This window comes from Dietzia sp. IBK-p2-16D (assembly GCF_057773085.1).
In genome coordinates this window covers 83,201-107,526 of sequence record NZ_JBYMTL010000003.1, presented here as the reverse complement: position 1 = coordinate 107,526, position 24,326 = coordinate 83,201, and the positions used below count along the sequence as shown (strand labels likewise).

Sequence of the window (24,326 nt, the reverse complement as noted above, 5' to 3'; positions counted from 1 at the left end):
ATGGCCACACCGACCACCCAGAGCGCGGGCACCCCGGCCGCGGGCGCCACGACCGTCACCGAGTCGGCGGGAGCCGTGCACCGGGTGCGGATCCCGCTGCGGATCTCCGACTTCGTGGGCATGCACGTCAACAACGTGCGGTTCCAGGAGTTCTCCCAGGACGCCCGGCTGATGTGGTTCCGCGAGAAGTTCGGGGTGCCGGGCTCGCGGGTGCCGATCGCACTGGCGCGGTGGATGGAGATCGACTTCCGCCGCACCATTGCCATGGGTGTGGCCGAGGTGTGGGTGGACGTGCAGGTCCTGCGGGTGGGTCGTACCTCGTTCACCATGCGGACCTCGATCGGCTCCGAGTCGACCGGCGCCGAACCGTGCGCGGTGGTCGACACGGTGATGGTCGTGACGGCGGATGACGAGACCACGACACTGGAGATCACCCCCGAGGAGCGGGCCGCGCTGCTGGGGGACCGGGAGGAGGCGGGATGAGTTCACTTCACGACGCGACGGACGCCGACACGTTCCGTTGCACTCTGCAGGTGCGGTGGGCGGACTTCGACCAGTACGGGCACGTCAACAACGTCAAGTACATCGAATACGCCCAGGAGGCGCGGATCCTGTTCATCCGCAGCCGCTTCGGCCCGTTCGGACTGGGTAACCTGCCGCAGGTGGTGCGGCGGGTGGAGATCGACCATCTGCGGCCGGTCCTGCGTGACTCGACCACCGTCGAGGTCGAGATCGAGGTCGAGCACGTCGGTACGACGTCGTACCAGATCCGCCAGACCATCCTGGATGCGGCGGGCGAGATCTGCTGCGCGCTGCGGGTGGTCATGGTGGCCTACGACACCTCCACCTCGACGGCTGTGGAGATCCCGTCCGGGGTGCGCCACGTACTCGAGGCGGCGCAGCAGCGGGCGGCCATCACCGACCAGGGGCCCGCCACGTGACCGAACAGCTCGTCCTGGAGGCCGGGGGGCCGCTCGGGGTGTCGGGGGAGCCGGGTCGTCGGGTGTTCACCTCGGCGATGCCGGTCCGGTGGTCGGACCAGGACCTCTACCACCACGTCAACCACGCCCGGATGATCACGCTCATCGAGGAGGCGCGGATCCCGTGGCTCTTCTCCGAGGGCACGCCCACCGCGACGCTCACCGCCGGAGCGGTGATGACCGACCTCTCGGTGAAGTACCGCGGCCAGGTCAAGCACGCCGACGGTCCCGTCCGCATTCGGATGTGGTGCGAGAAGGTGGGTGGCGCGATGTTCGTGGCCCGCCACGAGGTCCGCGGCCGCACCACCCCGGACTCGGCGCCGCCGGCCGTGGACTGCGCGGCCACCATCGCCGCGTTCGACCTGACCACCCAACGCCCCCGGCGCTTCTCCCGCGCCGAGCGCGACTACCTGCTGGAGTTCCGGCACGAGGACCCGGCGTGATCGGACCGGGGTCTGATACCGGGATGATCCGTGTGCCCGACCCCGCCGACCGCGACGACCTGCGCACCCTGCTCCGCCGCATTCTCCGCCTGGACGAGGCCGCCGTCGTGCGGTTGACCTCCGGGGGAGACGGCCGGGTGCGCGTCTGGGCCCGAACCCCCTTCGGGGCGCTGGTCGTCCGCGTGCTCGGGGGAACGTGCCCCGGTGGCGACGTCGTGGCCGGGGCGGACCACCTCCTCACCGAGCTCGACGTCCTGCCGCGCGGGGACGGCGAGGGGCTGATCGACCCCGGGATGCCGCTCCTGTCCGCCTGGCAGGGACTGCTGCCGCCCACCGACGGGTTCCAGCGCGTCGAGGACGTACCGGCGCAGGTCCTGCTCGACCTCACGCGGTCGGGACGGGAGGCCGCGCGGGAGAACGCCGGCCCCGCGGGTCTGCCACCGTCCCTGCTCGACCAGGTCGCGCTCACGGTCCGGGCGGACACGTCCCACCCCGTCGGGGTGGACATGCGCACGGTGTTCTCGGTGGTGATGTGCGGTTTCGTGCCGGAGAAGGCCGGCCGCGCCCCGGAGGGTGAGCCGGTCCGGGTGAGCGAACGCGGCGCCTGGATCCGACTGGACGCCCGCTACGGCACGGTGTTCCGCCGGACCGATTCCCTGACCCTCGAACCGCTGCGGTGACCTCTCCCGACTTCTCGATCTCCTGGCCCGGGCGGGGTGGCGCCGGGTCCTCGGGCGCGGACGGGCCGGTTCCCCGGGTCGCCGCACTGTTCGCGCGCCGCGCGGACGTCGCCCACGAGCCCGATCGAACCGTCGTTCCCGGCGGAGCAGGCGGCACGAACCCCGTCGACGGGGCCGTGCTGGTCGGCGACGGCGCACGCATCGCCGACGCCCACGACGCCCTCGCGGAACACGGCCTCGCACCGTCCGGCACCGCGCAGCTGGTCTATCTCGACCCGCCGTACAACCGCGGGGGCCGGTTCGACGGGTATCACGACAACATGCCGCGTCACGAGTGGCTCGACTACATCGAGACCCGGCTCGCCGTGGCCCGTGACCTGCTCGCGGAGACGGGAACCGTGTGGGTGCACCTCGACGACGCCGAAGCCCACCGCGTGCGCTGCCTGCTCGACGAGATCTTCGGCGCCGAGGCGTTCATCGCGGACCTCACGGTGGAGAGCAATCCCAAGGGGCGACAGCTGGACCGCTTCTTCGCGGGCTCCCACGACCGCCTGATGGTGTACGCCCGCGACCCCGAGCAGGTGCGGTTGGCCGGGGGGGTCGCCTCGGCGGTCGACCCGGCGGACTTCCCGCACCGCGGCATGGACGGTGTCAGCTTCCGGCTCCTGCCCCTGCGTAACACCAACAAGCGCTTCAACCCGCGGACCACACCCACCATGACGTATCCGCTCTACGGCGACCCGGACACCGGCGAGGTGTCGGTGGACGCGATGCCCGGTCTGCAGGAGATCTTCCCGGTGTTCGGCGATCTCACCCCGGCGGTGTGGCGGTGGTCGCGCGAGAGGGCGAGGGAGCGCGTCGGCGACCTGGTGTGCCGCACGGTGAAGGGCCGTTCGGGTCCCCGGGTGGACATCTACCAGCGGGACCGGTTCGAGGCCGGGCGGATCAAGAAGCTCAAGACGATCTGGCTGTCCCAGGAGGTCGGGTCGACCGACACCGCTCGCGCCGAACTGCGGGCGGCCGGGGTCGACGGATTCCGCACCCCCAAACCGGAGGCCCTGATGCGGCGGATCGTCGAGCTGGCCACCGAGCCCGGCGAGCTGGTCGTGGACCTGTTCGCCGGGTCCGGGACCACGGCGGTCGCGGCCGGTGCGCTGGGCCGGCGCTGGGTGGTGGTCGAACGCAACCCCGAGACGGTCCGCGACGTGCTGGTGCCGAGGTTGCGTGTCGGCTCCGGCGACGGTTAGCGGAGCATGAGCCCGCCGCCGTCGACCATCATCGTCTGCCCGGTCATGTAGGACGCGTCGTCACTGGCGAGGAAGACCGCGACCCGGCCGATGTCCGACTCCGGGTCGCCGAAGCGGCGCATCGGGGTGCCGGCCAGCAATTTCTTCTCGATCCCCGGGTTCGCTTCGATGTAGGCCTCCACGCCCTCGGTGAGCGCGAGGGGGGAGATGACGTTGACGTTGATCCCGTCGCGCGCCCACTCGTTGGCGGCCACCCGGCTGATGGCTCGGATCGCCTCCTTCGCCGCGGCGTAGGACGCCTGGGTGGGGCTGCCGTCGATACCGGCGCCGGAGGCGAAGTTGATGACCGATCCGTCCCGCTCCGCCAGACGGGGGTGAGCGGCCTTCATCAGCCAGAAGGTGGGGTAGAAGCCGGTGCCGAAGGACAGGTTCATCATGTCGCCGGTGGTCTCGAGCAGCGGGGCCTGGCGGGAAGCGTGGGCGTTGTTGACCAGGATGTCCAGGTGCCCGAACGCCTCGACGGCGGCCGCGACGATCATGGCGGCGTTGGCCTCGACCGAGATGTCGCAGTGGAGGTAGCGCACCTTCCCGCCGAGTTCGGCCGCCAGCGCGTCCCCGGCCTCGTCGTTGATGTCCACCACGAGGACGTTGGCGCCCTCCTTGACGAACGCACGGGTGATGCCGCGGCCGATCCCGCCGGCGCCGCCGGTGATGATCGAGGTCTTGTCGTTCAGTCGCACGTCGAAGCCCTTCAGGAGTCCTGCAGCCACACGGAGGTGTCCGGTGGCAGATCCCTCCCGTCGAGCGGGCCGGAGGCGAGAAGGACCTCGCCGTGAGGCAGAGGCACCGACCGAGGGGATGTGTTGATCATGCACAGGACCCCGCCGCCCTCGCGCCGAAACGCCTGACACCCGTCAAGTTCGCTCTCCCAGACGATCGCCGTCGTGTCCGCGGACGGCCATGAACGCCTCATCCCGATCGCCGCCCGGTACAGCGACAACACGGAGTCGGGGTCCTCCTGCTGGGCGGCGACCGTGAGGTGGGGCCACCCCTCCGGCATCGGAAGCCAGGGGTCGGCTGCCGTCGAGAACCCGTACGGAGGGCGGTCGCCCTCCCATGGAATGGGCACCCGGCAGTGGTCACGGCCCACCTCGGCGTGGCCGGTGCGTTCCCAGGTGGGGTCGGTGAGCCGGTCGTGGGGGATCGCGAAGTCGCTGGGCAGTCCGAGCTCGGCACCGTTGTAGACGAACGCGATCCCCGGCAGCGCGAGGGTCACCAGGAGCATGGCGCGGGCGCGGGAGGTGCCGACGGCACCGTTGCCGTAGCGGGTCACCTCGCGGACGACGTCGTGGTTGGACAGCGCCCACGTGGGCGCCGCGCCCGAGACCCGCGCGGCCTCGAGCGTGGAGTCGATGGCCTCGCGGATCGCCGCAGCGTCGAAGGGGGCGCCGGTGAGGGCGAAGTGGAATGCGAAGTGCAGCTCGTCGGGTCGGAGGTAGCGGGCGAACCGCTCGATCGGCCCCACCCACACCTCGCCGAAGGTGGCCGCGCCCGGGTAGTCGTCGAGGACTCGCCGGATCCGTCGGTGGATGTCGTGGACGCCGGGCCGGTCCCAGCGTGCATCGCGGGGGTCGACGACGAGCTGGGCGATCTCCACATCGTCGGGCAGGTCGGCGAGGTCGTCGGGTTTGGCGAGTCCGTGGGCCACATCGATCCGGAAGCCGTCCACTCCCAGGTCGAGCCAGAACCGCAGGGTCCGCTCGAGATCGTCGGCGACCTCGGGATTCGTCCAGTCCAGGTCCGGCTGTTCGGGGGCGAACAGGTGGAGGTACCACTGGCCGGGCGTGCCGTCGGGCTCGGTGACCCGGGTCCAGGCGGGACCGCCGAACACCGACGGCCAGTTGTTCGGAGGTTCGGAACCGTCGTCGCCTCGGCCGTCCCGGAACAGGTAGCGCGCGCGTTCCGGGCTGCCCGGCCCGGCGGCGACCGCGGCGGGGAACCAGGGGTGCTCGACGCTGGTGTGGTTGGGCACCAGGTCCATGATGAGCACCTTGCCGACGGCGTGGAGCCGCTCGAGAAGCTCGCGCAGGGTGTCGACGTCGCCGAAGAGCGGGTCGACATCCCGCGGGTCGGACACGTCGTACCCGTGGTCGGCGCCGGGCGAGCGCATGATCGGGGAGAACCACACCCCGTCGACGCCCAGGTTGTCCAGATGGCCGAGGCGGTCGATCACGCCACGCAGGTCACCGACGCCGTCGCCGTCGGAGTCGGCGAACGACCGCGGGTAGATCTGGTAGAGGATCATGTCCTCCCACGGGCGCGCCGCGTCGGAGGGAGGTCTCACCCGATCTCCGCGGTGTTGACCATCATCGCGGCGGCGCGGGTGAGGTAGTCGATCAAGGCCGCCCGGTGCTCGTCGTCCAGGGTCTCGCCGTCGATCGTGTCGACCGCGGCCAGCATGTGGGTGAGCCAGGCGTCGTGGGCGGCGCGGTCGACGACGTACGGGTTGTGCCGCATCCGCAGCCGCGGGTGCCCGCGCTGCTCGGAGTACGTGGTGGGCCCTCCCCAGTACTGCTCGAGGAACATCCGCAGGCGGTCCTCGGCCGGCCCCAGGTCCGCCTCCGGGTACATCGGGCGCAGCACGGGGTCGTCCGCCACCCGGCGGTAGAACTCGTGGACGATCTTCCGGAACGTCTCCGCTCCACCGATCTCGTCATAGAAGGTGCTGCTGCTCATGCCTTCCATCATGCCTGTGCGGGTGCCTGCGGAGTCCCCGGGTAGGAGGTGCCGCCAACCCCGACTGTTCCGTCGCCTTGGTTGCCTGCGTTCCTCCGCAGCCGCGCGCTCCAGAGTCATACGGACGCGATATCTCCCGGTCGGATGACTCTGGAGCGCGCGGATGGATCGGCGGCGGGACCCCGGATCCGCCCGCCTGCCCGGCCGAATCGGCCGGGTTGGGTACCTTCTGCTATGCGTTAGCCGCACGAAGTGTTCATCGAAGGTGCATCATCGTGGCAGGCGAGGTTCACGACGAGCCCGGACGCGGCTGATGCACTGGGCTCGGGGCAGACGAGCGGAGACCGACCATGGGCGCTGCAGTGCGCGAGAACACGGAGTACCGACAACGGGGTTCACGAGCCCCCTCCCGGCTGGAGCCGGTCCCGGACCGGCATGTCCCGCTCGCGTCGGCCCCACGCGTCCTGCTGCTCAACGCCAGTTACGAGGCACTCACGGCGCTGCCCGCCCGTCGCGCGGTGGTGATGTTGATCGGCGGTAAGGCCGACGTGGTCCACGACCACCCGGTGGAGGTCCTCGTCCGCTCGGTGGGCACCGCGATTCGCGTGCCGTCGGTGATCCGACTTCGCGAGTACGTCCGGATCCCGTACCGCTCGCAGGTCCCGATGACGCGCGCCGCGCTCATGCACCGCGACGGCCACCGGTGCGGATACTGCAGCGCCAGGGCCACGACCGTGGACCACGTCATCCCGCGCAGTCGCGGGGGAGCGCACGGTTGGGAGAACTGCGTGGCCTCCTGTGCGCCGTGTAACCACCGCAAGGCCGACAAGCTGCTCTCGGAGCTGGGGTGGGAGCTGCGGGTTCCCCTCGCCGCCCCGCGAGGAAGGACGTGGCGGCTCGTCTCCCAACTGCGCGAGATCGGCCCGCACTGGGAGGACTACCTCTACCTCGACGCCGCCTGAGGCGATCGGGTGCCCGCCTGACCGACCGTCCGGGCGCCCGCCGCCGGGGTCAGCCGAGCGTCAGGCTGTAGACCCCGTCGGAGTCCGTGTCGGCGAAGTACAGGGTGCGCCCGTCCTCGGACACCGCCAGCCCGGTGACACCGGCCATGCCGGTCTCGATGACCCGGCCGGGGGAACCGTCCCAGGCGAACTCGAGGATCCGGCCGGTGGCATTGTCGGCGACGAACCACGAGTCGGTGCCTGCCGCCAGCCCCGACGGTCGCTCCGCGGTGGGCGGGCCCGCGTCCTCGACGGTGGCGTCCCACACGTAGGAGTACTCGGCGAGGGTCTCGCGCGGCATGATCCAGCGGTCCCCGGCGGCGTCGATGGCGTCGCGATCTCCGTGCTCGTCCACCCACGTCCGGACGGTGTCCGGGTCGTCACCGTCGCCGGGGCCGTCGGGGAGGTGGCTCCAGTCGATCACGCCGGGACCGTGTTCGCCGTGGCCGGCGGGGGAGCCGTTCCAGTTGGAGACCATGACCTCGGTGCGCCCGCTGTCCGGCTGGAAACGGCGGACCACGCCCGCGCCGGTGTCGGCGTAGTAGATCCAGCCGTCGTGGGCCATCATCCCGCTCGGGACGCCGTCGACGCGCTCGTAGGGCAGGTCGATGTAGCGCCGGGTGGTGCCGTCCCCGTGGAAACCGTTGCCCTCCTGGTGGTCGCGGTTGAAGTCGACGCGGGCCACGTGCCCCGGCCCGCTGCACCGCCCCTCGGTGTCACCGACCCCGCAGCCGTCGAGGACGTAGTACGCGTTGACGGCGTCGTGGAGGATCCCGGTGCTCAGCGGGTTGCCGTGCAGCATGTCCAGGTGGCTGCCCTGGCGGGGCCACACGCACCGCGCGATGGTGTCCGACCAGTACTCGGCCGGGCACTGGTGCTCGGGGATGTCGTCCGGCGGGTCGTGACTCAGGCCCGGCTGCGGCCAGTCGGCGAGGTAGGGCTTGTTCTGGCCCGCGAGGGCGAAGGTCTCCGGCGAGAAGAGCGAGGGCCCCATGAAGTTGTTGTTGCGGAAATGTGCATCGCGCTCGGGGTTGAGCACGAACTCCATGTCCCTGACCTCGTTGGTGGAGTCGTTGGACACGGCGAAGAACGACCCGTCCTCGTTGAAGGCGATTCCCGAGGGCCTGGCCGTGAAGTGCTCCCCGTACCCGTCCCGCAGCGTGCGGGCCGAGGAGGGGTCGGCCGGGTCCACCACGGTCAGCGAGTCGTCACCGGCGTTGGTGATCCACAGTTCCGCCGTGCCGGGCCGCACGGCGATCGAACTCGGATCGGCGAGCAGTCCGCCCACCAGCACCGGCTCGGGACCCGGTGCCCCGCGGCCCCCGGCGCCGTCGGCGGGCTCGGCGTAGGCGGAGCATCCGCTCACCAGCAGGACGAGCGCGGCGGCGGCGGCCACCGCCGCGCCGGGGCCCCGGCGGGTGCGCCACGCAGGTCGGTTGTCGGTCACAGGCCATCCCGTCACTTCGGGCCCGCACCGCTGCGCCGACCATCAGGCCTGGGATTCTGCCACGAGCGGGATGTGAGTCCGCTTATCGGGGCAGTTGGAACCCGCCTTTCGTCCCGACCCCGACGGTCAGTCCGACTCGGCGGTGTCGACGGCGCGGGCGTCCAGCGCCCGGATCATGTCAGCGGTCTGCTCGGCGATGATCCGGCGCAGAGCCGCTGGTCGCGACTCGTCGGAGAGGACCTGCTCGAAGCGCTCCACGGTCTCGCGGTCCACCGCCCACGACGGGAAGGTGCCCTCGGCGACGGTCTGGGCAAGGTCACCGGGGCGTGCGGTCCACAGGGCCGTGACATTGTCCAGATAGCGCTCACACAGGCCGGTGAGCAGGTGCTCCTGGCCGGGGAGGTCGAGACCGAGGAGCGTGGCGCGCACGATCGCGTTGCTCGGGGCATCGGCCCCGGTCGCGAGCAACAGCTGCTCCGCCTCGTCCTTGGCCCCGACGAAGGGGCGGGCGGCACGCGCGGTGGCGGCCCTACGGGCGCCGCCGGCGGTGTCGTCGACCGCGAGTTCGGCGTCGATGCGGTCGGTGTCCGCGGCGCCGGCGGCGACCAGTGCGGTGAGGACGGTCCACCTCAGGTCAGTGTCGACGACGAGCCCGGGCAGCCCCGCCTCGTCCGCACCCGCGTCGAGGAGAGTGCCGAGCACCCGCCCCTGGTCGAAGCCGATCGGGCAGGCGCAGAGCGCGGTGAGGAAGGCCAGCTGGTGGTCCGACCCCGGCTCGGCCTCCCGCGCCGCGGTGAGCATCGCACCGGAGAACGTCCTCCACCCGGTGGCGGCGGCCCAGTCCGGGTCGGCGTAGCGGGCCAGCGCGGTCTGCGCCTGGGTGAGCACCCGCTGCACCACGCCGATGTGGGCCTCGCGCGGCGCCGCCCGGGAGACGACCTCCACGAACCTGCGGGCGGGCAGCCTCGCCTCCCGCGTCATCTCCCACAGCGCGGACCAGCACAACGTGCGCGCCAGCGGATCCGCGACGTCCTCGAGCGAGTCCAGGACGGTGGTCAGTGACCGCTCGTCGAGCCGGACCGAGCAGTAGGTCAGGTCCTCGTCGTTGGGCAGGACCAGATCGGGCACGGGGCGGCCGGCCAGTTCGGCCACCGCCGTCCGTTCGCCGGAGATGTCCAGCTCGGCCCGTTCGGTGCGCACGATGGCCCCGGAGGCGTCGCGGCTGTACAGGCCCACCCCGAGCCGGTGCGTGCGCAGCTCGCCGGCCCCCGGGGCGGCCGGGCCCTGGACGACGGTCAGCTCCGAGATCGTGCGGGAGTCGCCGCCGGTCGTGATGTCGACGGTGATCGGGTTGATGCCGGTCGTGCGCAGCCACTGGTCGGCCCAGCCCGACAGGTCGCGACCCGACGACTTCTCGAGCGCCGACAGCAGGTCGTCGAACTGGGCGTTGCCGAAGGCGTGCTCGGCGAAGTAGGCGCGCAGCCCGGCCAGGAACGGCTCGCGCCCGACGTAGGCCACGAGCTGCTTGAGCACCGAGGCGCCCTTGGCGTAGGTGATCCCGTCGAAGTTCGCCTCCACCGTCTCGAGGTCGGTCATGTCCGCGGCGACCGGATGGGTGGACGGCAGCTGGTCCTGGCGGTACGCCCACGCCTTCTCGACGATCGCGAAGGTGGTCCACGCGTCGGTGTACTGCGTCGCGTCCACCTGGGCCAGCACCGAGGCGAAGGTGGCGAACGACTCGTTGAGCCACAGATCGTCCCACCAGCGCATGGTCACCAGGTCGCCGAACCACATGTGGGCCATCTCGTGCAGGATCGTCTCGTTGCGCCGCTCGTAGCGGTAGCCGGTGGCCCGGGAGCGGAAGACATAGTCCTCGAGGAACGTCACGGCCCCGGCGTTCTCCATGGCCCCGGCGTTGAACTCGGGGACGAAGATCTGGTCGTACTTGCCGAACGCGTACGGCAGGCCGAACTCCCGGTGGTAGAAGCCGAAACCCTCCTTGGTCTCGGCGAACAGGCGGTCGGCGTCGAGGAACTCGGCCAGCGATGCCCGGCACAGCAGACGTAGAGGGATCGTGCCGTGCTCGTCGGTGTAGATGTCCTCCACGACGTGGTACGGCCCCGCGATAAGGGCGACGAGGTAGGTCGACATGATCTCGGTCGGCGCGAAGTGGTGCACCACGCCGCCCCCATCAGCCGGGGACTCCTCGGCCGGAGTGTTGGCCACCACCACCCAGTTCTCGGGAGCGGTCACCGTCAGGGTGTAGCTCGCCTTGAGGTCGGGCTGGTCGAAACAGGCGAAGACCCGTTTGGCGTCCGCGGTCTCGAACTGCGAATAGAGATAGACCTCCCCGTCGGCGGGGTCGACCATCCGGTGCAGGCCCTCACCGGTGGTGGTGTACGCGAGATCGGCGTCCACGATCAGCTCGTTGGTCGCCTGCAGGTCGGTCAGGGTGATGCCGTCCTCGTCGTCGTACCGCCCTTCTCCGGCGGCCGGGAACAGCTCCCGGCCGTTCAGGGTCGCGGACCGGATCACCGCGGCGCGGAGGTCGATGAACGTCTCCGCGCCCGGGCGCGTACAGGAGAAGCGCACCACGGTGCGTGAACGGAACGTGTCGGTCCCGGGCCCACCGCGGCCGTCGGTGAGATCGATCTCCACGTCGTACGACTCGACGGTGAGCAGTTCCGACCGGGCGGCGGCGTCGGCGCGGGTGAGATTGAGCGAGCGCATCGGTGAGGACCTCGGTTCGGTGGGTGTCGGATACCGCACCAGTCCTACCACCCGGCGGGCACCGAGTCGGCCACAGTGGCGGCAGCCGCCGCGGGAAGGGAGTATGGGGTCATGACATCGAATGCCCGGTCCGCCACCCGTTCCGTCGACTTCTGGTTCGACCCGCTGTGCCCGTTCGCGTGGGTCACCAGCCGGTGGATCCTCGAGGTCGAGAAGGTCCGCGACATCTCCGTGACGTGGAACGTCATGAGCCTGTCCGTGCTCAACGAGGGTCGTGACCTGCCCGAGGACTACACGGCGCTCATGCAGCGCGGCTGGGGTCCGGTGCGCGTGGCCATCGCCGCCGCGCAGCGCCACGGCCAGGAGGTCCTCGGCGCGCTCTACACCGAGCTGGGGACCCGGATCCACGACCAGGGGCGCGGTATCGAGGACCCCACCGTCATCACCGAGGCGCTCGAGGCGGCCGGTCTGGACGTCGGCCTCGCGGCCGCCGCGGGGACCGATGAGTACGACGACGAGCTGCGCGCCTCGCACCACCGTGGCATGGACCCGGTGGGCGACGAGGTCGGGACCCCGGTCCTCCACGTCGACGGCACCGCGTTCTTCGGGCCGGTCCTGACCCGCATCCCGCGTGGTGAGGACGCCGGCAAGGTCTTCGACGGTGCCGCGCTGCTGGCCGACTACCCGTACTTCTTCGAGCTCAAGCGCAGCCGCACCGAGGCGCCGCAGTTCGACTGACGCCGCTCCCGGCAGCAGCGGTCACGATCCCCTTCGCAGCCGCGCGCGATCGCAGCAGCCGCGTACGGAATTCCGTGCGCGGCTGCTCACATTGCGCGCGGCTGTCGTCGGGGGGATGGCTCTGGCCTGGCCTCGCCTGCCGTGGGGATCCGTGGAGGCGCGTGGCAGAATCTCCGGCATGCGCATCTACCTGGGGGCGGACCACGCCGGCTTCGAGACCAAGAACGCCATCGCCGAGCACCTGAAGGCCTCCGGGCACGAGGTGGTCGACTGCGGCGCCCACACCTACGACGCCGAGGACGACTACCCGGCCTTCTGCATTGACGCGGCCGCCAGGGTCGTCGCCGATCCGGGCAGTCTCGGGATCGTCCTGGGCGGCTCCGGCAACGGCGAACAGATCGCCGCGAACAAGGTGCCCGGCGCGCGCTGCGCCCTGGCGTGGAGCGTCGAGACCGCGCGGCTGGCGCGTGAGCACAACAACGCCCAGCTCATCGGCATCGGCGGTCGGATGCATTCGCGCGAGGAGGCGCTCGCGATCGTCGACGCGTTCCTCGATCAGGAGTGGTCGGAAGCCGAGCGGCACCAGCGGCGCATCGACATCCTCGCCGAGTACGAGCGCACCGGCGAGGCCCCCGCCGTCCCCGGGGCCTGACGACACCTGAGTCCGACGACACCCGGAGCCTGAGTACCCGTGCCCGAGGGGCACACCCTCCACCGGCTGGCCCGCTTGCACACCGAGTATTTCGCAGGCGGGCCCGTCCGTGTGTCCAGTCCCCAGGGGAGGTTCGCCGACCAGGCCACCGCCGTCGACGGCCGGTACTTCGACCGCGCCACGGCGGTGGGCAAGCACCTCTTCCACCACTACGAGGGCGGCCTCGCCGTTCACGTCCACCTGGGCCTGTACGGCTTCTTCGACACCCACCTGGTCCCCGAGGGGCAGGACCCGCCCACCCCGGTCGGGCAGGTCCGGATGCGGGTGGGCGCCGCGACGGGGGACCGGGTGGCGGGGGACGGGTCCGCCCACTACGTCGACCTGCGGGGCCCGACCCGCTGCGAGGTGATCGCCGACGAGGCGGTCGCCGGAGTGCGCGACCGCCTGGGCCCCGACCCGCTGGACCCCGACGCCGACCCCGCCCGGGCGTGGGCACGGATCAGTCGCAGTGCGCGGACGATCGGTGCCCTGCTGATGGACCAGAAGGTCCTGGCCGGCGTCGGCAACGTCTACCGCGCCGAAGTGCTCTTCCGGCACGGGATCACCCCGTTCCTCCCCGGGGTGGAGCTGCGTGAGCAGGAGTTCCGAGCCCTCTGGGACGACCTCGTGGAGATGATGGAGATCGGCGTGGAGACCGGCGCCATCCATACGATCCGCCCCGAGCACGACCACGGCGACGTGCCCCGCCGGGGGGCCGATCGCCCTCGCAACTACGTCTACCAACGCGACGGCTGGGAGTGCCGGGTGTGCGGCGACGAGATCGCCCTGCAGACGATGGAGGCCCGGACCCTCTTCTGGTGTCCGACGTGCCAGGCGGGCCGGCGGCGACGCTGAGCCGTCCTCCGCGGCGGTGAACCTCGACCGACCCCGCGGGCTCTGTCGCGAATGAGCAGCGGGGCGTCTCGTCGATCGAGGCGCCCCGCTGGTCGTGGCCCGTGTCCGGGCTGTGGAGCGGGTGACGGGAATCGAACCCGCGTAGCCTGCTTGGAAGGCAGGGGCTTTACCATTAAGCTACACCCGCATCGAAGCGCTGACCTGGGCTTTTCCGCCGGGTCACGCTCACGCCCGGATAACACTACCGGACCGTGCCGGTGCTCCCAACTCCCGGCCCGAGAACGCGGAATCGGCGCCCCGATGGGCCTGTCGTACACTGGGCGAGTTGGTTTGGCGGCCCGGCAGATGTCCCGTGCTCGATCGCGGGATGGTCGGCCGCGCGACTCACCGGGATGTGGCGCAGCTTGGTAGCGCATCCGCTTTGGGAGCGGAGGGTCGCAGGTTCGAATCCTGTCATCCCGACCAGCGGAGCCGAAAGACACGAACCCCGAGAAACTTCCTAGGAGAACATCACCGTGAAGAGCACTGTCGAGCAGCTCAACCCGACCCGGGTCAAGATCACCGTGGAGGTGCCGTTCGCGGAGCTCGAGCCGGATTTCGCCAAGGCCTACAAGTCGCTCGCCGGCCAGGTCAACATCCCGGGCTTCCGCCCGGGTAAGGCTCCGGCCAAGCTCCTCGAGTCGCGGATCGGCCGGCCGGCCGTCCTCGAGCAGGTCATCAACGACATGATCCCGTCGCGCTACAGCCAGGCCGTCGACGAGCACGAGCTCGTGGTGCTGGCGCAGCCCGAGATCGAGGTGACCAAGCTCGAGGACAACGACGTCGTCGAGTTCACCGCCGAAGTCGACGTCCGTCCGGAGATCACCCTCCCGACCTACGAGGACCTCGAGGTCACCGTGGAGGCCCCGGAGACCGACGAGGCGGCGGTCGACGCCGAGCTCGACAACCTGCGTGCCCGCTTCGGCACGCTCAAGGGCGTCGAGCGTGGCGCCACCAAGGGTGACTTCCTGTCGGTGGACCTCGCTGCGACCGTCGACGGTGAGCCCGTCGATGAGGCCTCCACCGAGGGCCTGTCCTACGAGCTCGGCTCCGGAACCCTCGTCGAGGGCCTGGACGACGCGGCGGAGGGTCTGAAGGCCGGCGAGTCCAAGGAGTTCACCTCCTCGCTCGTCGCCGGCGACCACGCCGGCAAGGACGCGGTCATCACCGTCACCGTGCAGTCCGTCAAGGAGCGCGAGCTCCCCGAGGCCGACGACGAGTTCGCGCAGATGGCCAGCGAGTTCGACACCCTGGACGAGCTCAAGGCCGACCTGTCGGAGAAGGTCGCGCAGCAGGCCAGGGCCGGCCTCGCGGGCGAGATCCGCGACAAGGTCCTCGACGCCCTGATGGAGGCAACCGACGTGCCGACGCCGGAGGCGGTCGTCGAGTCCGAGGCCCACGCCCAGATGCACCAGCTCATCGACCAGTTCGGTGGCGACGCGTCGATCCTGGACCAGGCGCTGGCCGCCGAGGGCACCGACCGCGAGACGTTCGAGGCCGAGACCCGCGAGGGCGCCGCCCGCGCCATCCGCAGCCAGCTCCTGCTGGACGCCGTCGCCGAGCAGAACTCGACCGACGTCTCGCAGGAGGAGCTCACGCAGCACATCCTGTTCCAGGCCCAGCGCTACGGCATGGACCCCAACCAGTTCGTGCAGCAGATCCAGCAGGCCGGCCAGCTCGGCTCGCTGTTCTCCGACGTCCGCCGGTCCAAGGCCCTGGCCGACGTGATCCAGAAGGTCACCGTCAAGGACACCGAGGGCAACGTGGTCGACACCAGCGAGTTCTTCGGCACCGTTGAGGCCGCCGACGCCGACGCCGCCGAGTCGACCGCGTCCGACACCGCCGTTGAGGCGACCGCGGACGAGAAGGACGCCGACGCCTGACAGTCAGCTCAGACCCCTGACAGGGCCGGGACCGCGTCACGTGGTCCCGGCCCTGTCGTTCCGGTCCCCGGGGACGGCGCTGGTGGCCCGACGCTGAGAGCGAACACCCGCCCCGGCGGGACGGTTCCGTCGTCGGTGTTGGTTAGTGTTTGACGTAACGGTTCCCCGGCCACCGGTCGGCCGGGCGCCGCACTAGCGGTGAAGACGATGAGCGAAGGTAGGTTCCCCGTGGCCCAGAACGGTTCAGCGGCTCAGCCCGGTTCGACGCAGCCCGCACTCAGCTCGCCGGGGTCGCACGGACTCACCCTCGGCGACTCGGTGTACGAGCGCCTCCTGCAGGAGCGGATCATCTTCCTGGGTTCCCAGGTGGACGACGACATCTCCAACCGCCTCTGCGCGCAGATCCTCCTGCTCGCGGCAGAGGACCCCACCCGCGACATCGCGCTGTACATCAACTCGCCCGGTGGTTCGGTGACCGCCGGCATGGCGATCTACGACACGATGCAGTTCGTCGAGTGCGACGTGGCGACCTACGGTATGGGCCTGGCAGCCTCGATGGGCCAGTTCCTGCTGACCGCGGGCACCAAGGGCAAGCGCTACGCCCTCCCGCACGCCAAGATCATGATGCACCAGCCGTCGGCCGGCGTCGGTGGTTCCGCCGCCGACATCGCAATCCAGGCCGAGCAGTATGCCGCCACCAAGCGTGAGATGGCCGAGCTGATCGCCTTCCACACGGGCCAGACATTCGAGCAGGTCACCGAGGACTCCGACCGTGACCGCTGGTTCTCGGCGGAGGAGGCCAAGGAATACGGGTTCGTCGACCACGTGATCTCGCGTGCGTCCCAGACCGGCGGTACCTCGCCGTCGTGATCCAGTCCTCCGCCCACGGGAGCGCTCCCGCAGCCCACCCAGCCTCGACCACCACCACGGAGTCACCGATGACCTCACTGCCTTCCTCCCGGTACATTCTGCCGTCCTTCGTCGAGCACTCCAGCTACGGCGTCAAGGAGTCCAACCCCTACAACAAGCTCTTCGAGGAGCGCATCATCTTCCTGGGCACCCAGGTCGACGACGCCTCGGCGAACGACATCATGGCCCAGCTGCTGGTCCTGGAGGGTCAGGACCCGGACCGTGACATCACCATGTACATCAACTCGCCGGGTGGCTCGTTCACCTCGCTGATGGCGATCTACGACACCATGCAGTACGTCCGGCCGGACGTCGTGACGGTCTGCCTCGGTCAGGCCGCGTCGGCCGCCGCCGTGCTGCTCGCGGCGGGCACCAAGGGCAAGCGGGCGGCGCTGCCCAATGCTCGCGTCCTCATCCACCAGCCCGCCACGGGTGGCATCCAGGGCCAGGTCTCGGACCTCGAGATCCAGGCCGCGGAGATCGAGCGGATGCGTCGCCTCATGGAGACCACGCTGGCCCAGCACACCGGTCGCTCTGCCGAGCAGGTCCGCAAGGACACCGACCGCGACAAGATCCTCACCGCCGCGGAGGCCCAGGAATACGGGATCATCGACACCGTGTTCGACTACCGCAAGCTGTCGACGGGCAACTGAGGCGCCGGCGGCGCGCCGCTCAGGGGAGCGGCGCGCTGTCGGGTGCAATGAACTGATCACGCGGGGGTCGGCTTTACGGCCGCCACCGCGTACCGTCGACTACGGGGCGTGACATCGGCGCCCCCGGAATGCGAGGACGTAGAACTCATGGCGCGTGTAGGTGAGAGCGGCGACCTGTTGAAGTGTTCCTTCTGTGGGAAGAGCCAGAAGCAGGTCAAGAAGCTGATCGCCGGTCCCGGGGTCTACATCTGTGACGAGTGCATCGAGCTGTGCAACGAGATCATCGAGTCCGAGGTCGACGACTCGCAGGAGAAGGGCCTGGACGAGCTGCCCAAGCCGTCGGAGATCCACGCGTTCCTCGACGAGTACGTGGTGGGTCAGGACGCAGCCAAGCGGAACCTGGCGGTGGCCGTCTACAACCACTACAAGCGCATCCGGGTGGGTGCCTCGCTCGGCCGCGGTGACGGGGTCGAGCTGGCCAAGTCGAACATCCTCATGCTCGGCCCCACCGGCTGCGGCAAGACCTACCTAGCCCAGACCCTCGCGAAGATGCTCAACGTGCCGTTCGCGATCGCGGACGCCACAGCACTGACCGAGGCCGGGTACGTGGGCGAGGACGTGGAGAACATCCTCCTCAAGCTCATCCAGGCCGCGGACTTCGACACCAAGCGCGCCGAGATGGGCATCATCTACATCGACGAGGTCGACAAGATCGCCCGCAAGGCCGAGAACCCCTCGATCACCCGCGACGTCTCCGGCGAGGGTGTCCAGCAGGCGCTGCTGAAGATCCTCGAGGGCACCCAGGCGTCGGTGCCGCCGCAGGGTGGTCGCAAGCATCCGCACCAGGAATTCATCCAGATCGACACGTCCAACGTGTTGTTCATCGTGGCCGGCGCCTTCCAGGGCTTGGAGAAGATCGTCGGCGACCGCGTGGGTCGCAAGGGAATGGGTTTCGGATCCGAGGTCGCGAGCAAGAAGGACCTCGACACCACCGAGAACTTCAGCGAGGTCATGCCCGAGGACCTGGTGAAGTACGGTCTCATCCCCGAGTTCATCGGCCGCCTGCCGGTCGTGGCCACCGTGACGAGCCTGGACCGCGAGGCCCTGGTCAACATCCTCGCCGAGCCGAAGAACGCACTGGTCAAGCAGTACGCCAAGCTGTTCGAGATGGACGGTGTCGAGCTCGAGTTCACCGACGACGCCCTCGAGGCCGTCGCCGACCAGGCGATCCTGCGTGGAACCGGCGCCCGTGGCCTGCGCGCCATCATGGAGGAGGTCCTCCTGCCGGTCATGTACGACATCCCGGGACGTGATGACGTCGCCCGCGTGGTGGTCACCGGGGAGACGGTGCGCGACAACGTCCTGCCGACGATCGTCCCGTTCTCGGACGAAGAGCCCCGCGAGCGCTCCGCCTGACCCCGGACCCGGATGACCCGGGTCCGTCCACTCCAGGGACCGACAGCAGAAGGCCCCCGCCCACGGCGGGGGCCTTCTCCTATCGGCGAGAGGGGCGGACCTCGCCGCGGGCCCGCGTCCGGACCGGTGTCGCGTGCCGGCCGCCACGGCCCGGTGCCGCGTTTCAGGCCGCGAGCCGGCGCTCGAGCAGGGCCGACACGGCCATGCCCAGAACGATGCCCCAGAACGGCGCGGAGATGCCGAGCAGCGAGACGTCCGCGACGGTGACGAGCAGGCACACGAGCGGGCCGAGTGCCCTGTCTGTCCGGAACGCCGTGACGAACGCCGATTGGAGGGGCGCGAGCATCGCCAGCCCGCCCAGCGCCGCGATGAACGCCGCGGGGGTGCCGAGGATGAGGCCCACGAAGGCGGGGGAGAAGATGCCGACGACCAGGGCCAGCGCGCCGTTGCCGATCGCGGCGGCGTAGTGACGATCGCGCTCACCGGAGGAGACGAGCAGAGCATTGGTCGGCCCGGTCAGGCACGTCGAGACGGCGCCGACCGCCGAGACCAGCAGGGACCAGATGCCGCACGCGACCGCGCACGCCGACACCGGCGGATGGTGCCCCTTCGCCCGCAGCACCGCGATGCCCTGACCGTTCTGCACCACCAGGACGGTGATCGCCAGCGGCACGACGAGTTCGGCCATCGCCCGGAGCGTGAACTCCGGGGCCTGCATCATCGGGGCCGCGATGAGCCCGTCGTCGAGGACCCCCCGCGACAACCCGCCGGTCAGGACCACGGCGACGATCCCGACGATCATTGCGGCGAGGATGGGCGGTACGACCCGGGCCAGGCGGGGGACGGCGCCGACGACGAGGAACGCGATCGCCATCGGCAACGCCACCGCGGCGGAGGCCCACACGGCCTCGACCAACCCCAACCCGAACCGGAGGAACACCCCGGCGACCATCGCCATGATGATCGGCATGGGGATCCAGTCCATGAGTCGGCGGGCCAGGCCGGACAGACCGACGAGCAGGATCACTACGCCGGTGACGACGTAGGCGCCCAGGACCTCCGACCACCGCAGGTGACCGAGCGAGTTCCCGACGATCACGGTGCCCGGGATGGTCCAGAAGAACGCGAGCGGCGTCCGGTAGGCCCAGCTCATGATGATGGTGAGCAGCCCGTTGGCGAAGAACACGCCGAAGATCCACGAGGACAGCTGGGCGGGGGACAGGTCCCCCTGCCCGCCGGCGGCGAGGATGACGGCGACGGGGCCGGTGGCCGAGAACACCAGGGCGATCAGCGCGTTGGCGAACTCGCGGGGGCCGAGGTCGGTGAGGACCCGGCGGGGTGAGGGTCGCCCGGCCGGGGCAGGAGCGGGTGGGTGGCCGGTCGTGGGCGGGCCGGCCGAGCGGACGGCGGCGGGGTTCGGGGGTCCGGTGGTCACAGGTCTCCCGTCGGGTCGGGGTCGGTACGCGGTGAGTCGATACGGGGTGAGTCGGTACGGAAGGGGTCGGTGCGGAAGGGTTCGCTGCCGCGGGAGACGTGGGCGGCCAACTCCGTGCGGCCACTGACCCCGAGCTTCGAGTAGATGCGGGTCAGGTGGTACTGGACGGTCTTGATGGACAGGAACAACTCCTCGGCCGCCTGGGCGTTGGTGCGGCCCGCGGCGACGAGGGTCGCGACCGCGGTCTCCTGGGGTGTGAGGGTGCTGTTGCCCCCGGTTCGGGTCACGTCCACACCGCCTGCACGGCGTTCGCGGTCGCACCGCTCCACGTAGGCCCGGGCGCCCAGCTGCTCGTAGATGTCACGAGCGGTGCCCAGCGCGAGGTGCGCCTCACGGCGCCGGCCGGCCCGGCGCAGCGTCTGCCCGTAGCCGAAGTGCATGCGTGCCGAGTAATAGGGCATGGCCAGTCCGTCGAGGTGGTCGAGACTGCGGCGGAAGATCCGGTTGCACTCGTCGACGTCCCCGCGCACGGCCGCGATGCGGGCCCGGACCGCCCCGAGGCGGGCCAGGGTGGAACGGTGGCCCTGGCGTTCGGCCCGGGCCTCGGCGGGGCCGATGAGCTCTTCCGCCTCGTCGATCCGGCCCGCGAGGACGAGGGCGTGGGAGTACAGGTCGTGCCACGGCCAGTAGCCGGGCTGGTCGATGTCGATCTCGCGGGAGAGGGCGACGACGGGCTCCGCGGCCAGGCGCACGGAGGTGTAGTCGCCGGAGGAGGCCGCCACCTGCATCCGGGCCATGGCGGAGGGGATGACCTGGATCGGGTAGGCATCGGCGCTGGTGGTGAGGTTGCGCAGATGCGCGGCGGCACCGAGGTGGTCCCCGCGCATCGACCGGATGACGGCGCCGGGCCAGTGGACGACCGGGGCGAGCAGGTCCAGTTCGAGGTCGTCCACCCGGCGGGCCGCGGTGTCCACCACGCGCAACGCGTCGTCCCAGTCGCCGCGCAGCAGGAGGGTGCGGGCGAGCCACGCCTGGGCCCAGATGGAGATCCGCGCGGAGCCGGAGACGTCCGCGGTGGGGACCGCGGACCCCAGGTGGCGGCGGGCGGTCTCCAGGTCGTCGTGGGCGAGGGCGATCCATCCCGACGCCATCTCGAAACGTTGCGCCACGGCCGGCGCGAGGCCGGGGAGTCGGTCCTCGACGGGAGGGGCCGCGTCGGGGCCTCCCTCGATCGCGCGCCCCAGCATCTCGATCGCCCGGGCCTCCTCGACCTCGGGCTGATCCGGGCGTCCGCTGCTGGTGACCACCCGCGCCCAGTGTCGGATGCGGGCCGGCCGCCACTCGCACAGGGAGTGGACGACGAACTTCTGGGCCAGGGCGACCGGGTCCGCGGCGGGTGATCCCGGTACGCCGTCCTCGCGCGCGGCGAGCGCGCGATCGAGCAGGACCCGGGCCTCCCCGGCGTGCCCGAGGTGGACGGCGAGGGACCCGAGCACCGCGTCCCGGCGGGGATCGGACCGCACCCGCTCCAGCCCCTGCGCGAGCGATCGGGCCTCGCTGATCCGACCGGCGTTGATCAGACCGTCGACCCCGTCGATGTGGAGATCGCGGGCGCGGTCGGTGTCCGGGGTGAGGGCCGCCGCGGTGAGGTAGGCGTGCCCGGCCGCACTCCAGCGGCCGGCGCGGGCGTGGACGAGGGCGCGGGCCCGCAGGGTCTCGGACAGGTCGGCGTCGGGACCGGTGGACGCCGACGCTCGGTGATCGAGTGCGGCGTCGAGGTCGTCGGAGGCCTCGGCGACGAGGCCGGCCAGTGAGTGCAGGTGCAGCAGTTCGCTGGGTGGTATCCCGCGCAGGACCGCCGTCCGCAGCAGGGGGGAGCGGAATCGGAGGGTCGCGGCGCCGGGGGAGAGGTCCACCTGCGCCAGGTCCGCGGCATGGGCGGCGTCCAGGGCGGCGGTCACGAGCGCCGTGCCGGGCGTGGCCCCGCTGCGCGCGGAGATGAGCGCCGTGAGTGATTCGAGCGTGACCGGGGGCGTCAGGACGGCGGCGGCCTCGATGACCTCGCGTTGCTCGGGATCCATCGCCGCCAGCCGCGCCGCCGTCTCCCGTTCGACGGACGCGGGCAGCGGAGGGACGGAGAAGGGGGCGATCCACCACGAGTCGGGCGCCTGGTCGGCCACTGTCGCCACCGCCCCCGCCTCGCCGCCCGTGTAGTCCAGCAGCCGTCGGGCCGCCGCGGCCGACGGCTCGCGCCCGGTCCGGGTCGCCACGAGGGTCCGGATCTCGGACTGGTCGAGGGAGCCCAGCCGCACCGTCTCGCGGGCGAGCTCCGCGCACAGATCGGCGGAGGGTCCGTGGGCGGGGCTGCCGAGGGTGAGCACGAGCAGGACGGAGGCCCGGCCCGCGGCCTCCACCGCGGAGGCGAGGACCCGCAGGGAGTCGGGGTCCGAGTACTCCGCGTCGTCGACGACCACCACGGCGCCGGGGCCGGCGGTGACGAACGCCGGGGCCAGTGCGTCGACGAGGACCGCGTCGCCGACCGGTTCGGTCGACGCTGCGCCCACCGGCTCCGCGGCCCCGGCGCGACGGGGGGGCTCGGTGTCGGGCCGGGGCAGCCGCTCGAGGACCCTGGCGGCCACCACCCACCTCGTGTCCTTCTCCCACGGCAGGGCGCGGACGAGAACCGAGGTGACCCCGGTGAGTTCGGCGACCACGGAATCGACGAGGTGGCTCTTGCCCCCACCGTCGGCGGCGGTGACCAGCACGATCGTCGATCGCTTGCCCGCCACCGCGCCGTGGATCGCGTGGAGGCGATCCGCGGCGCGGTGGTGACCGTAACGGGGGACGGGGTGGGCGAAAGTCATGCGGTCAGCGTAGATCCGACCCGGCGTGCCCGACCGGTTCCGCGGTGACGGGCGTCGCGGTCCCCGCGGTGGCCTGTGGTTCGAAGTCCAGCGGAGCGATCTCCTCCGGCACGTCAGTGGGCTCCTCCCGCGCGGGCGACCGCGGCACGGCCAGCGTCAGTGCGGCGCCGACCAGGGCGATTCCCCCGAACACCAGGAAGGACGTGTCCGCCTCCAGCCCGGCCGCCACGAGGAGGCCGCCGATCACCGGCCCGAGGATGCCGCCCAGGCGTCCGAAGCCCGCGCACCACGCCACGCCCGCGGCCCTGGCGCCCGTCTCGTAGTAGTTGGACACGAAGCCGTACAGCAGGACCTGTGTGCCGATCGTCCCCATGCCGGCGGCGGCGACCAGCGCCACGACCAGGACGAACGGCGGGGAGACGGTGATCGCGACCAGCGCCAGCGTGGCCAGCACGAACGAGCAGGCGACGATCACGCGCGGCCCGTGTCGGTCGGCGAGCCAGGAGGCCGCGAGTCCACCCACGATCGCTCCACCGTTGAGGACGAGCAGGAAGCCGAGGGAGCTCTTGGCGTCGATGCCGTAGTTCTCCATGATCGTGGGCAGCCAGGTGTTGAGTCCGTAGGTGAGCAGCAGGCCCGCGAAGCTCATGAACCCCAGGAGCAGTGTGCCGAGGCGGTATCCGGGGGACAGCAGGGCGGCGAAGCCGGTGCGGGCGACCACCTTGTCGTCGTCGTGGTCGTCGTCACCGCGTCGGGGCGTCGTGTCGGCGGTGAGGGGCGCGCCCGGCGCGCCGGCCATCTCGAGCGGCAGGCCCCTGGTCGCGCAGACCTCGGCGGCCCGCCCGGTCCGGCCGCGGGAGGCCAGCCACCGCGGGGACTCGGGGAGGGCGAACCAGGCGTACGGCAGGACCAGTACCAGCGGGACGGCGCCGATGAGGAACAGGCCGCGCCAGCCGATGTGATCCCGCAGGACCATCGCCAACGCGGAGGCCAGGACGCCGCCGGCGGGGATGCCGCTGTAGACGATGGCGTTGAACAGGTTGCGTCGGCCGGCGGGGGCGAACTCGGCGATGATCGCCCCCGCCGTGGCGACGATGGCGCCGATCCCCAGTCCGGTGAGCAGGCGGAGGACACCGAACGTGGTGATGTCGCGGGCGAATGCGGTGGCGGCCATGCCGATCGAGAACCAGGCGATGGCACCGAGCATGATCCGGCGGCGGCCGATGCGGTCGCCGACTGCCCCCGCGCTGAGGGCACCGATCATCACGCCGACGAGGGCGTAGGAACCGAGCGCACCGGCCTGGGCCGCGCCGAGGGCGCCGATCTGGCCGGGATCGGCCATGAGGGTGGGCAGGACGGCGCCGTAGACGACGAGGTCGTAGCCGTCGAAGAGGATGGCGGCGGCGACGACGGCGAGGACTCCGTAGACGGTGCGGCGGTGGGCGGGGGACTCCCAGACGTCGGCGGCGGGGCCGGACGTCCCGGGAGGGCTGGAGGGGACGGGTCGGCTGGAGGGCACGGGAGTGCTCGGGGACACGGAAGGGCTCCGTTCGGTGGGGGTGGGGAGGAACCGGGCCGG

The 24,326-nt window shown here is 71.1% G+C and carries 21 protein-coding genes and 2 tRNA genes; 14 read left to right on the top strand and 9 right to left on the bottom strand.

Translation table 11 applies throughout. The features are described from left to right. From AC3DE3_RS08470 to AC3DE3_RS08450, 5 genes are read left to right on the top strand one after another with little or no spacing between them, the layout of a single operon-like run. A complete protein-coding gene (locus AC3DE3_RS08470; RefSeq protein WP_260486836.1) occupies positions 1-483 on the top strand; it encodes an acyl-CoA thioesterase in 483 nt (160 codons plus the stop codon). After that, positions 480-941, top strand: coding sequence for an acyl-CoA thioesterase (locus tag AC3DE3_RS08465; RefSeq protein ID WP_260486835.1), 462 nt, complete (start codon positions 480-482; stop codon positions 939-941). The genes AC3DE3_RS08470 and AC3DE3_RS08465 overlap by 4 nt, the downstream gene beginning before the upstream one ends. Continuing rightward, positions 938-1,423, top strand: coding sequence for an acyl-CoA thioesterase (locus AC3DE3_RS08460; RefSeq protein ID WP_260486834.1), 486 nt, complete (start codon positions 938-940; stop codon positions 1,421-1,423). Before AC3DE3_RS08465 ends, AC3DE3_RS08460 begins: the two co-directional genes overlap by 4 nt. Further along, complete coding sequence (locus AC3DE3_RS08455; RefSeq protein ID WP_488369690.1) at positions 1,420-2,103, top strand: DUF8185 domain-containing protein; 684 nt, start codon at positions 1,420-1,422, stop codon at positions 2,101-2,103. Before AC3DE3_RS08460 ends, AC3DE3_RS08455 begins: the two co-directional genes overlap by 4 nt. Next, positions 2,100-3,350, top strand: coding sequence for a site-specific DNA-methyltransferase (locus AC3DE3_RS08450; protein WP_488369689.1), 1,251 nt, complete (start codon positions 2,100-2,102; stop codon positions 3,348-3,350). The genes AC3DE3_RS08455 and AC3DE3_RS08450 overlap by 4 nt, the downstream gene beginning before the upstream one ends. On the opposite strand, the gene AC3DE3_RS08445 is transcribed toward AC3DE3_RS08450, so the two are convergent. Genes AC3DE3_RS08445 through AC3DE3_RS08435 form a run of 3 tightly spaced genes read right to left on the bottom strand, consistent with a single transcriptional unit; the run spans position 3,347 to position 6,086 of the window. Continuing rightward, positions 3,347-4,090, bottom strand: coding sequence for an SDR family NAD(P)-dependent oxidoreductase (locus tag AC3DE3_RS08445; protein WP_260489272.1), 744 nt, complete (start codon positions 4,088-4,090; stop codon positions 3,347-3,349). The two genes, AC3DE3_RS08450 and AC3DE3_RS08445, sit on opposite strands and share 4 nt — an antisense overlap. Positions 4,091-4,101: 11 nt before the next feature. Then, entirely contained in the window at positions 4,102-5,655 is a 1,554-nt protein-coding gene (locus tag AC3DE3_RS08440; protein WP_488369827.1) for a glycoside hydrolase family 13 protein, read from the bottom strand. A 35-nt stretch (positions 5,656-5,690) separates the two neighbouring features. After that, positions 5,691-6,086, bottom strand: coding sequence for a globin (locus tag AC3DE3_RS08435; protein WP_260486831.1), 396 nt, complete (start codon positions 6,084-6,086; stop codon positions 5,691-5,693). 350 nt (positions 6,087-6,436) lie between these two features. On the opposite strand from AC3DE3_RS08435, the gene AC3DE3_RS08430 reads away from it, so the two are divergent. Further along, positions 6,437-7,048 (top strand): HNH endonuclease, encoded by a 612-nt coding sequence (locus AC3DE3_RS08430; RefSeq protein WP_488369688.1) that lies wholly within the window; start codon positions 6,437-6,439, stop codon positions 7,046-7,048. A gap of 49 nt (positions 7,049-7,097) precedes the next feature. On the opposite strand, the gene AC3DE3_RS08425 is transcribed toward AC3DE3_RS08430, so the two are convergent. Both AC3DE3_RS08425 and pepN read right to left on the bottom strand, forming a co-directional pair. After that, positions 7,098-8,534, bottom strand: coding sequence for an SMP-30/gluconolactonase/LRE family protein (locus AC3DE3_RS08425; protein WP_488369687.1), 1,437 nt, complete (start codon positions 8,532-8,534; stop codon positions 7,098-7,100). 126 nt (positions 8,535-8,660) lie between these two features. After that, positions 8,661-11,264, bottom strand: coding sequence for an aminopeptidase N (gene pepN, locus AC3DE3_RS08420; RefSeq protein WP_488369686.1), 2,604 nt, complete (start codon positions 11,262-11,264; stop codon positions 8,661-8,663). Positions 11,265-11,375: 111 nt separating this feature from the next. Between pepN and AC3DE3_RS08415 the strand changes: the two genes are divergently transcribed. The 3 genes from AC3DE3_RS08415 (at position 11,376) to AC3DE3_RS08405 (ending at position 13,548) form a co-directional block, all read left to right on the top strand. Then, positions 11,376-12,002, top strand: coding sequence for a mycothiol-dependent nitroreductase Rv2466c family protein (locus AC3DE3_RS08415; protein WP_488369685.1), 627 nt, complete (start codon positions 11,376-11,378; stop codon positions 12,000-12,002). 178 nt (positions 12,003-12,180) lie between these two features. Further along, complete coding sequence (locus tag AC3DE3_RS08410; protein WP_488369684.1) at positions 12,181-12,654, top strand: ribose-5-phosphate isomerase; 474 nt, start codon at positions 12,181-12,183, stop codon at positions 12,652-12,654. Between the two features lie 39 nt (positions 12,655-12,693). Then, positions 12,694-13,548, top strand: a complete 855-nt coding sequence (locus AC3DE3_RS08405; RefSeq protein ID WP_488369683.1) for an Fpg/Nei family DNA glycosylase — start codon at positions 12,694-12,696, stop codon at positions 13,546-13,548. A gap of 113 nt (positions 13,549-13,661) precedes the next feature. Here AC3DE3_RS08405 and AC3DE3_RS08400 read toward each other — a convergent pair. Continuing rightward, positions 13,662-13,735: transfer RNA gene (locus AC3DE3_RS08400), tRNA-Gly, on the bottom strand. Positions 13,736-13,936: 201 nt separating this feature from the next. On the opposite strand from AC3DE3_RS08400, the gene AC3DE3_RS08395 reads away from it, so the two are divergent. From AC3DE3_RS08395 to clpX, 5 genes are all read left to right on the top strand, one after another. Beyond that, positions 13,937-14,013: transfer RNA gene (locus tag AC3DE3_RS08395), tRNA-Pro, on the top strand. A 50-nt stretch (positions 14,014-14,063) separates the two neighbouring features. Continuing rightward, the gene (gene tig / locus AC3DE3_RS08390) at positions 14,064-15,470 is read left to right on the top strand and encodes a trigger factor (RefSeq protein WP_488369682.1); all 1,407 of its coding nucleotides are present in this window, start codon (positions 14,064-14,066) and stop codon (positions 15,468-15,470) included. A 207-nt stretch (positions 15,471-15,677) separates the two neighbouring features. Continuing rightward, on the top strand, positions 15,678-16,340 hold the full coding sequence (locus AC3DE3_RS08385) for an ATP-dependent Clp protease proteolytic subunit (protein ID WP_119192410.1): 663 nt from the start codon (positions 15,678-15,680) through the stop codon (positions 16,338-16,340). 68 nt (positions 16,341-16,408) lie between these two features. Beyond that, entirely contained in the window at positions 16,409-17,032 is a 624-nt protein-coding gene (locus AC3DE3_RS08380; RefSeq protein ID WP_260486822.1) for an ATP-dependent Clp protease proteolytic subunit, read from the top strand. A gap of 147 nt (positions 17,033-17,179) precedes the next feature. Then, positions 17,180-18,448, top strand: coding sequence for an ATP-dependent Clp protease ATP-binding subunit ClpX (clpX, locus tag AC3DE3_RS08375; RefSeq protein WP_260486821.1), 1,269 nt, complete (start codon positions 17,180-17,182; stop codon positions 18,446-18,448). A gap of 163 nt (positions 18,449-18,611) precedes the next feature. Here clpX and AC3DE3_RS08370 read toward each other — a convergent pair whose 3' ends face one another. From AC3DE3_RS08370 to AC3DE3_RS08360, 3 genes are read right to left on the bottom strand one after another with little or no spacing between them, the layout of a single operon-like run. Then, positions 18,612-19,883 carry a benzoate/H(+) symporter BenE family transporter gene (locus AC3DE3_RS08370; protein ID WP_488369681.1) on the bottom strand — a complete coding sequence of 424 codons (1,272 nt, stop codon included), beginning with the start codon at positions 19,881-19,883 and terminating at the stop codon, positions 18,612-18,614. Then, positions 19,880-22,747: a helix-turn-helix transcriptional regulator gene (locus tag AC3DE3_RS08365; protein ID WP_488369680.1), complete on the bottom strand. Its 2,868-nt coding sequence runs from the start codon at positions 22,745-22,747 to the stop codon at positions 19,880-19,882. The genes AC3DE3_RS08370 and AC3DE3_RS08365 overlap by 4 nt, the downstream gene beginning before the upstream one ends. A 4-nt stretch (positions 22,748-22,751) precedes the next feature. Then, on the bottom strand, positions 22,752-24,284 hold the full coding sequence (locus tag AC3DE3_RS08360) for an MFS transporter (protein ID WP_488369679.1): 1,533 nt from the start codon (positions 24,282-24,284) through the stop codon (positions 22,752-22,754). Positions 24,285-24,326 lie beyond the last annotated feature (42 nt).

Excerpts from the sequence above, each read along its gene's own strand:
- AC3DE3_RS08465 (WP_260486835.1), top strand. The coding sequence starts at position 480 with ATGAGTTCACTTCACGACGCGACGGACGCCGACACGTTCCGTTGCACT.
- AC3DE3_RS08470 (WP_260486836.1), top strand. The coding sequence starts at position 1 with ATGGCCACACCGACCACCCAGAGCGCGGGCACCCCGGCCGCGGGCGCC.
- AC3DE3_RS08410 (WP_488369684.1), top strand. The coding sequence starts at position 12,181 with ATGCGCATCTACCTGGGGGCGGACCACGCCGGCTTCGAGACCAAGAAC.
- clpX (WP_260486821.1), top strand. The coding sequence starts at position 17,180 with ATGGCGCGTGTAGGTGAGAGCGGCGACCTGTTGAAGTGTTCCTTCTGT.
- AC3DE3_RS08385 (WP_119192410.1), top strand. The coding sequence starts at position 15,678 with ATGAGCGAAGGTAGGTTCCCCGTGGCCCAGAACGGTTCAGCGGCTCAG.
- AC3DE3_RS08430 (WP_488369688.1), top strand. The coding sequence starts at position 6,437 with ATGGGCGCTGCAGTGCGCGAGAACACGGAGTACCGACAACGGGGTTCA.
- AC3DE3_RS08365 (WP_488369680.1), bottom strand. The coding sequence starts at position 22,747 with ATGACTTTCGCCCACCCCGTCCCCCGTTACGGTCACCACCGCGCCGCG.
- AC3DE3_RS08380 (WP_260486822.1), top strand. The coding sequence starts at position 16,409 with ATGACCTCACTGCCTTCCTCCCGGTACATTCTGCCGTCCTTCGTCGAG.
- AC3DE3_RS08440 (WP_488369827.1), bottom strand. The coding sequence starts at position 5,655 with ATGATCCTCTACCAGATCTACCCGCGGTCGTTCGCCGACTCCGACGGC.
- AC3DE3_RS08415 (WP_488369685.1), top strand. The coding sequence starts at position 11,376 with ATGACATCGAATGCCCGGTCCGCCACCCGTTCCGTCGACTTCTGGTTC.
- pepN (WP_488369686.1), bottom strand. The coding sequence starts at position 11,264 with ATGCGCTCGCTCAATCTCACCCGCGCCGACGCCGCCGCCCGGTCGGAA.
- AC3DE3_RS08435 (WP_260486831.1), bottom strand. The coding sequence starts at position 6,086 with ATGAGCAGCAGCACCTTCTATGACGAGATCGGTGGAGCGGAGACGTTC.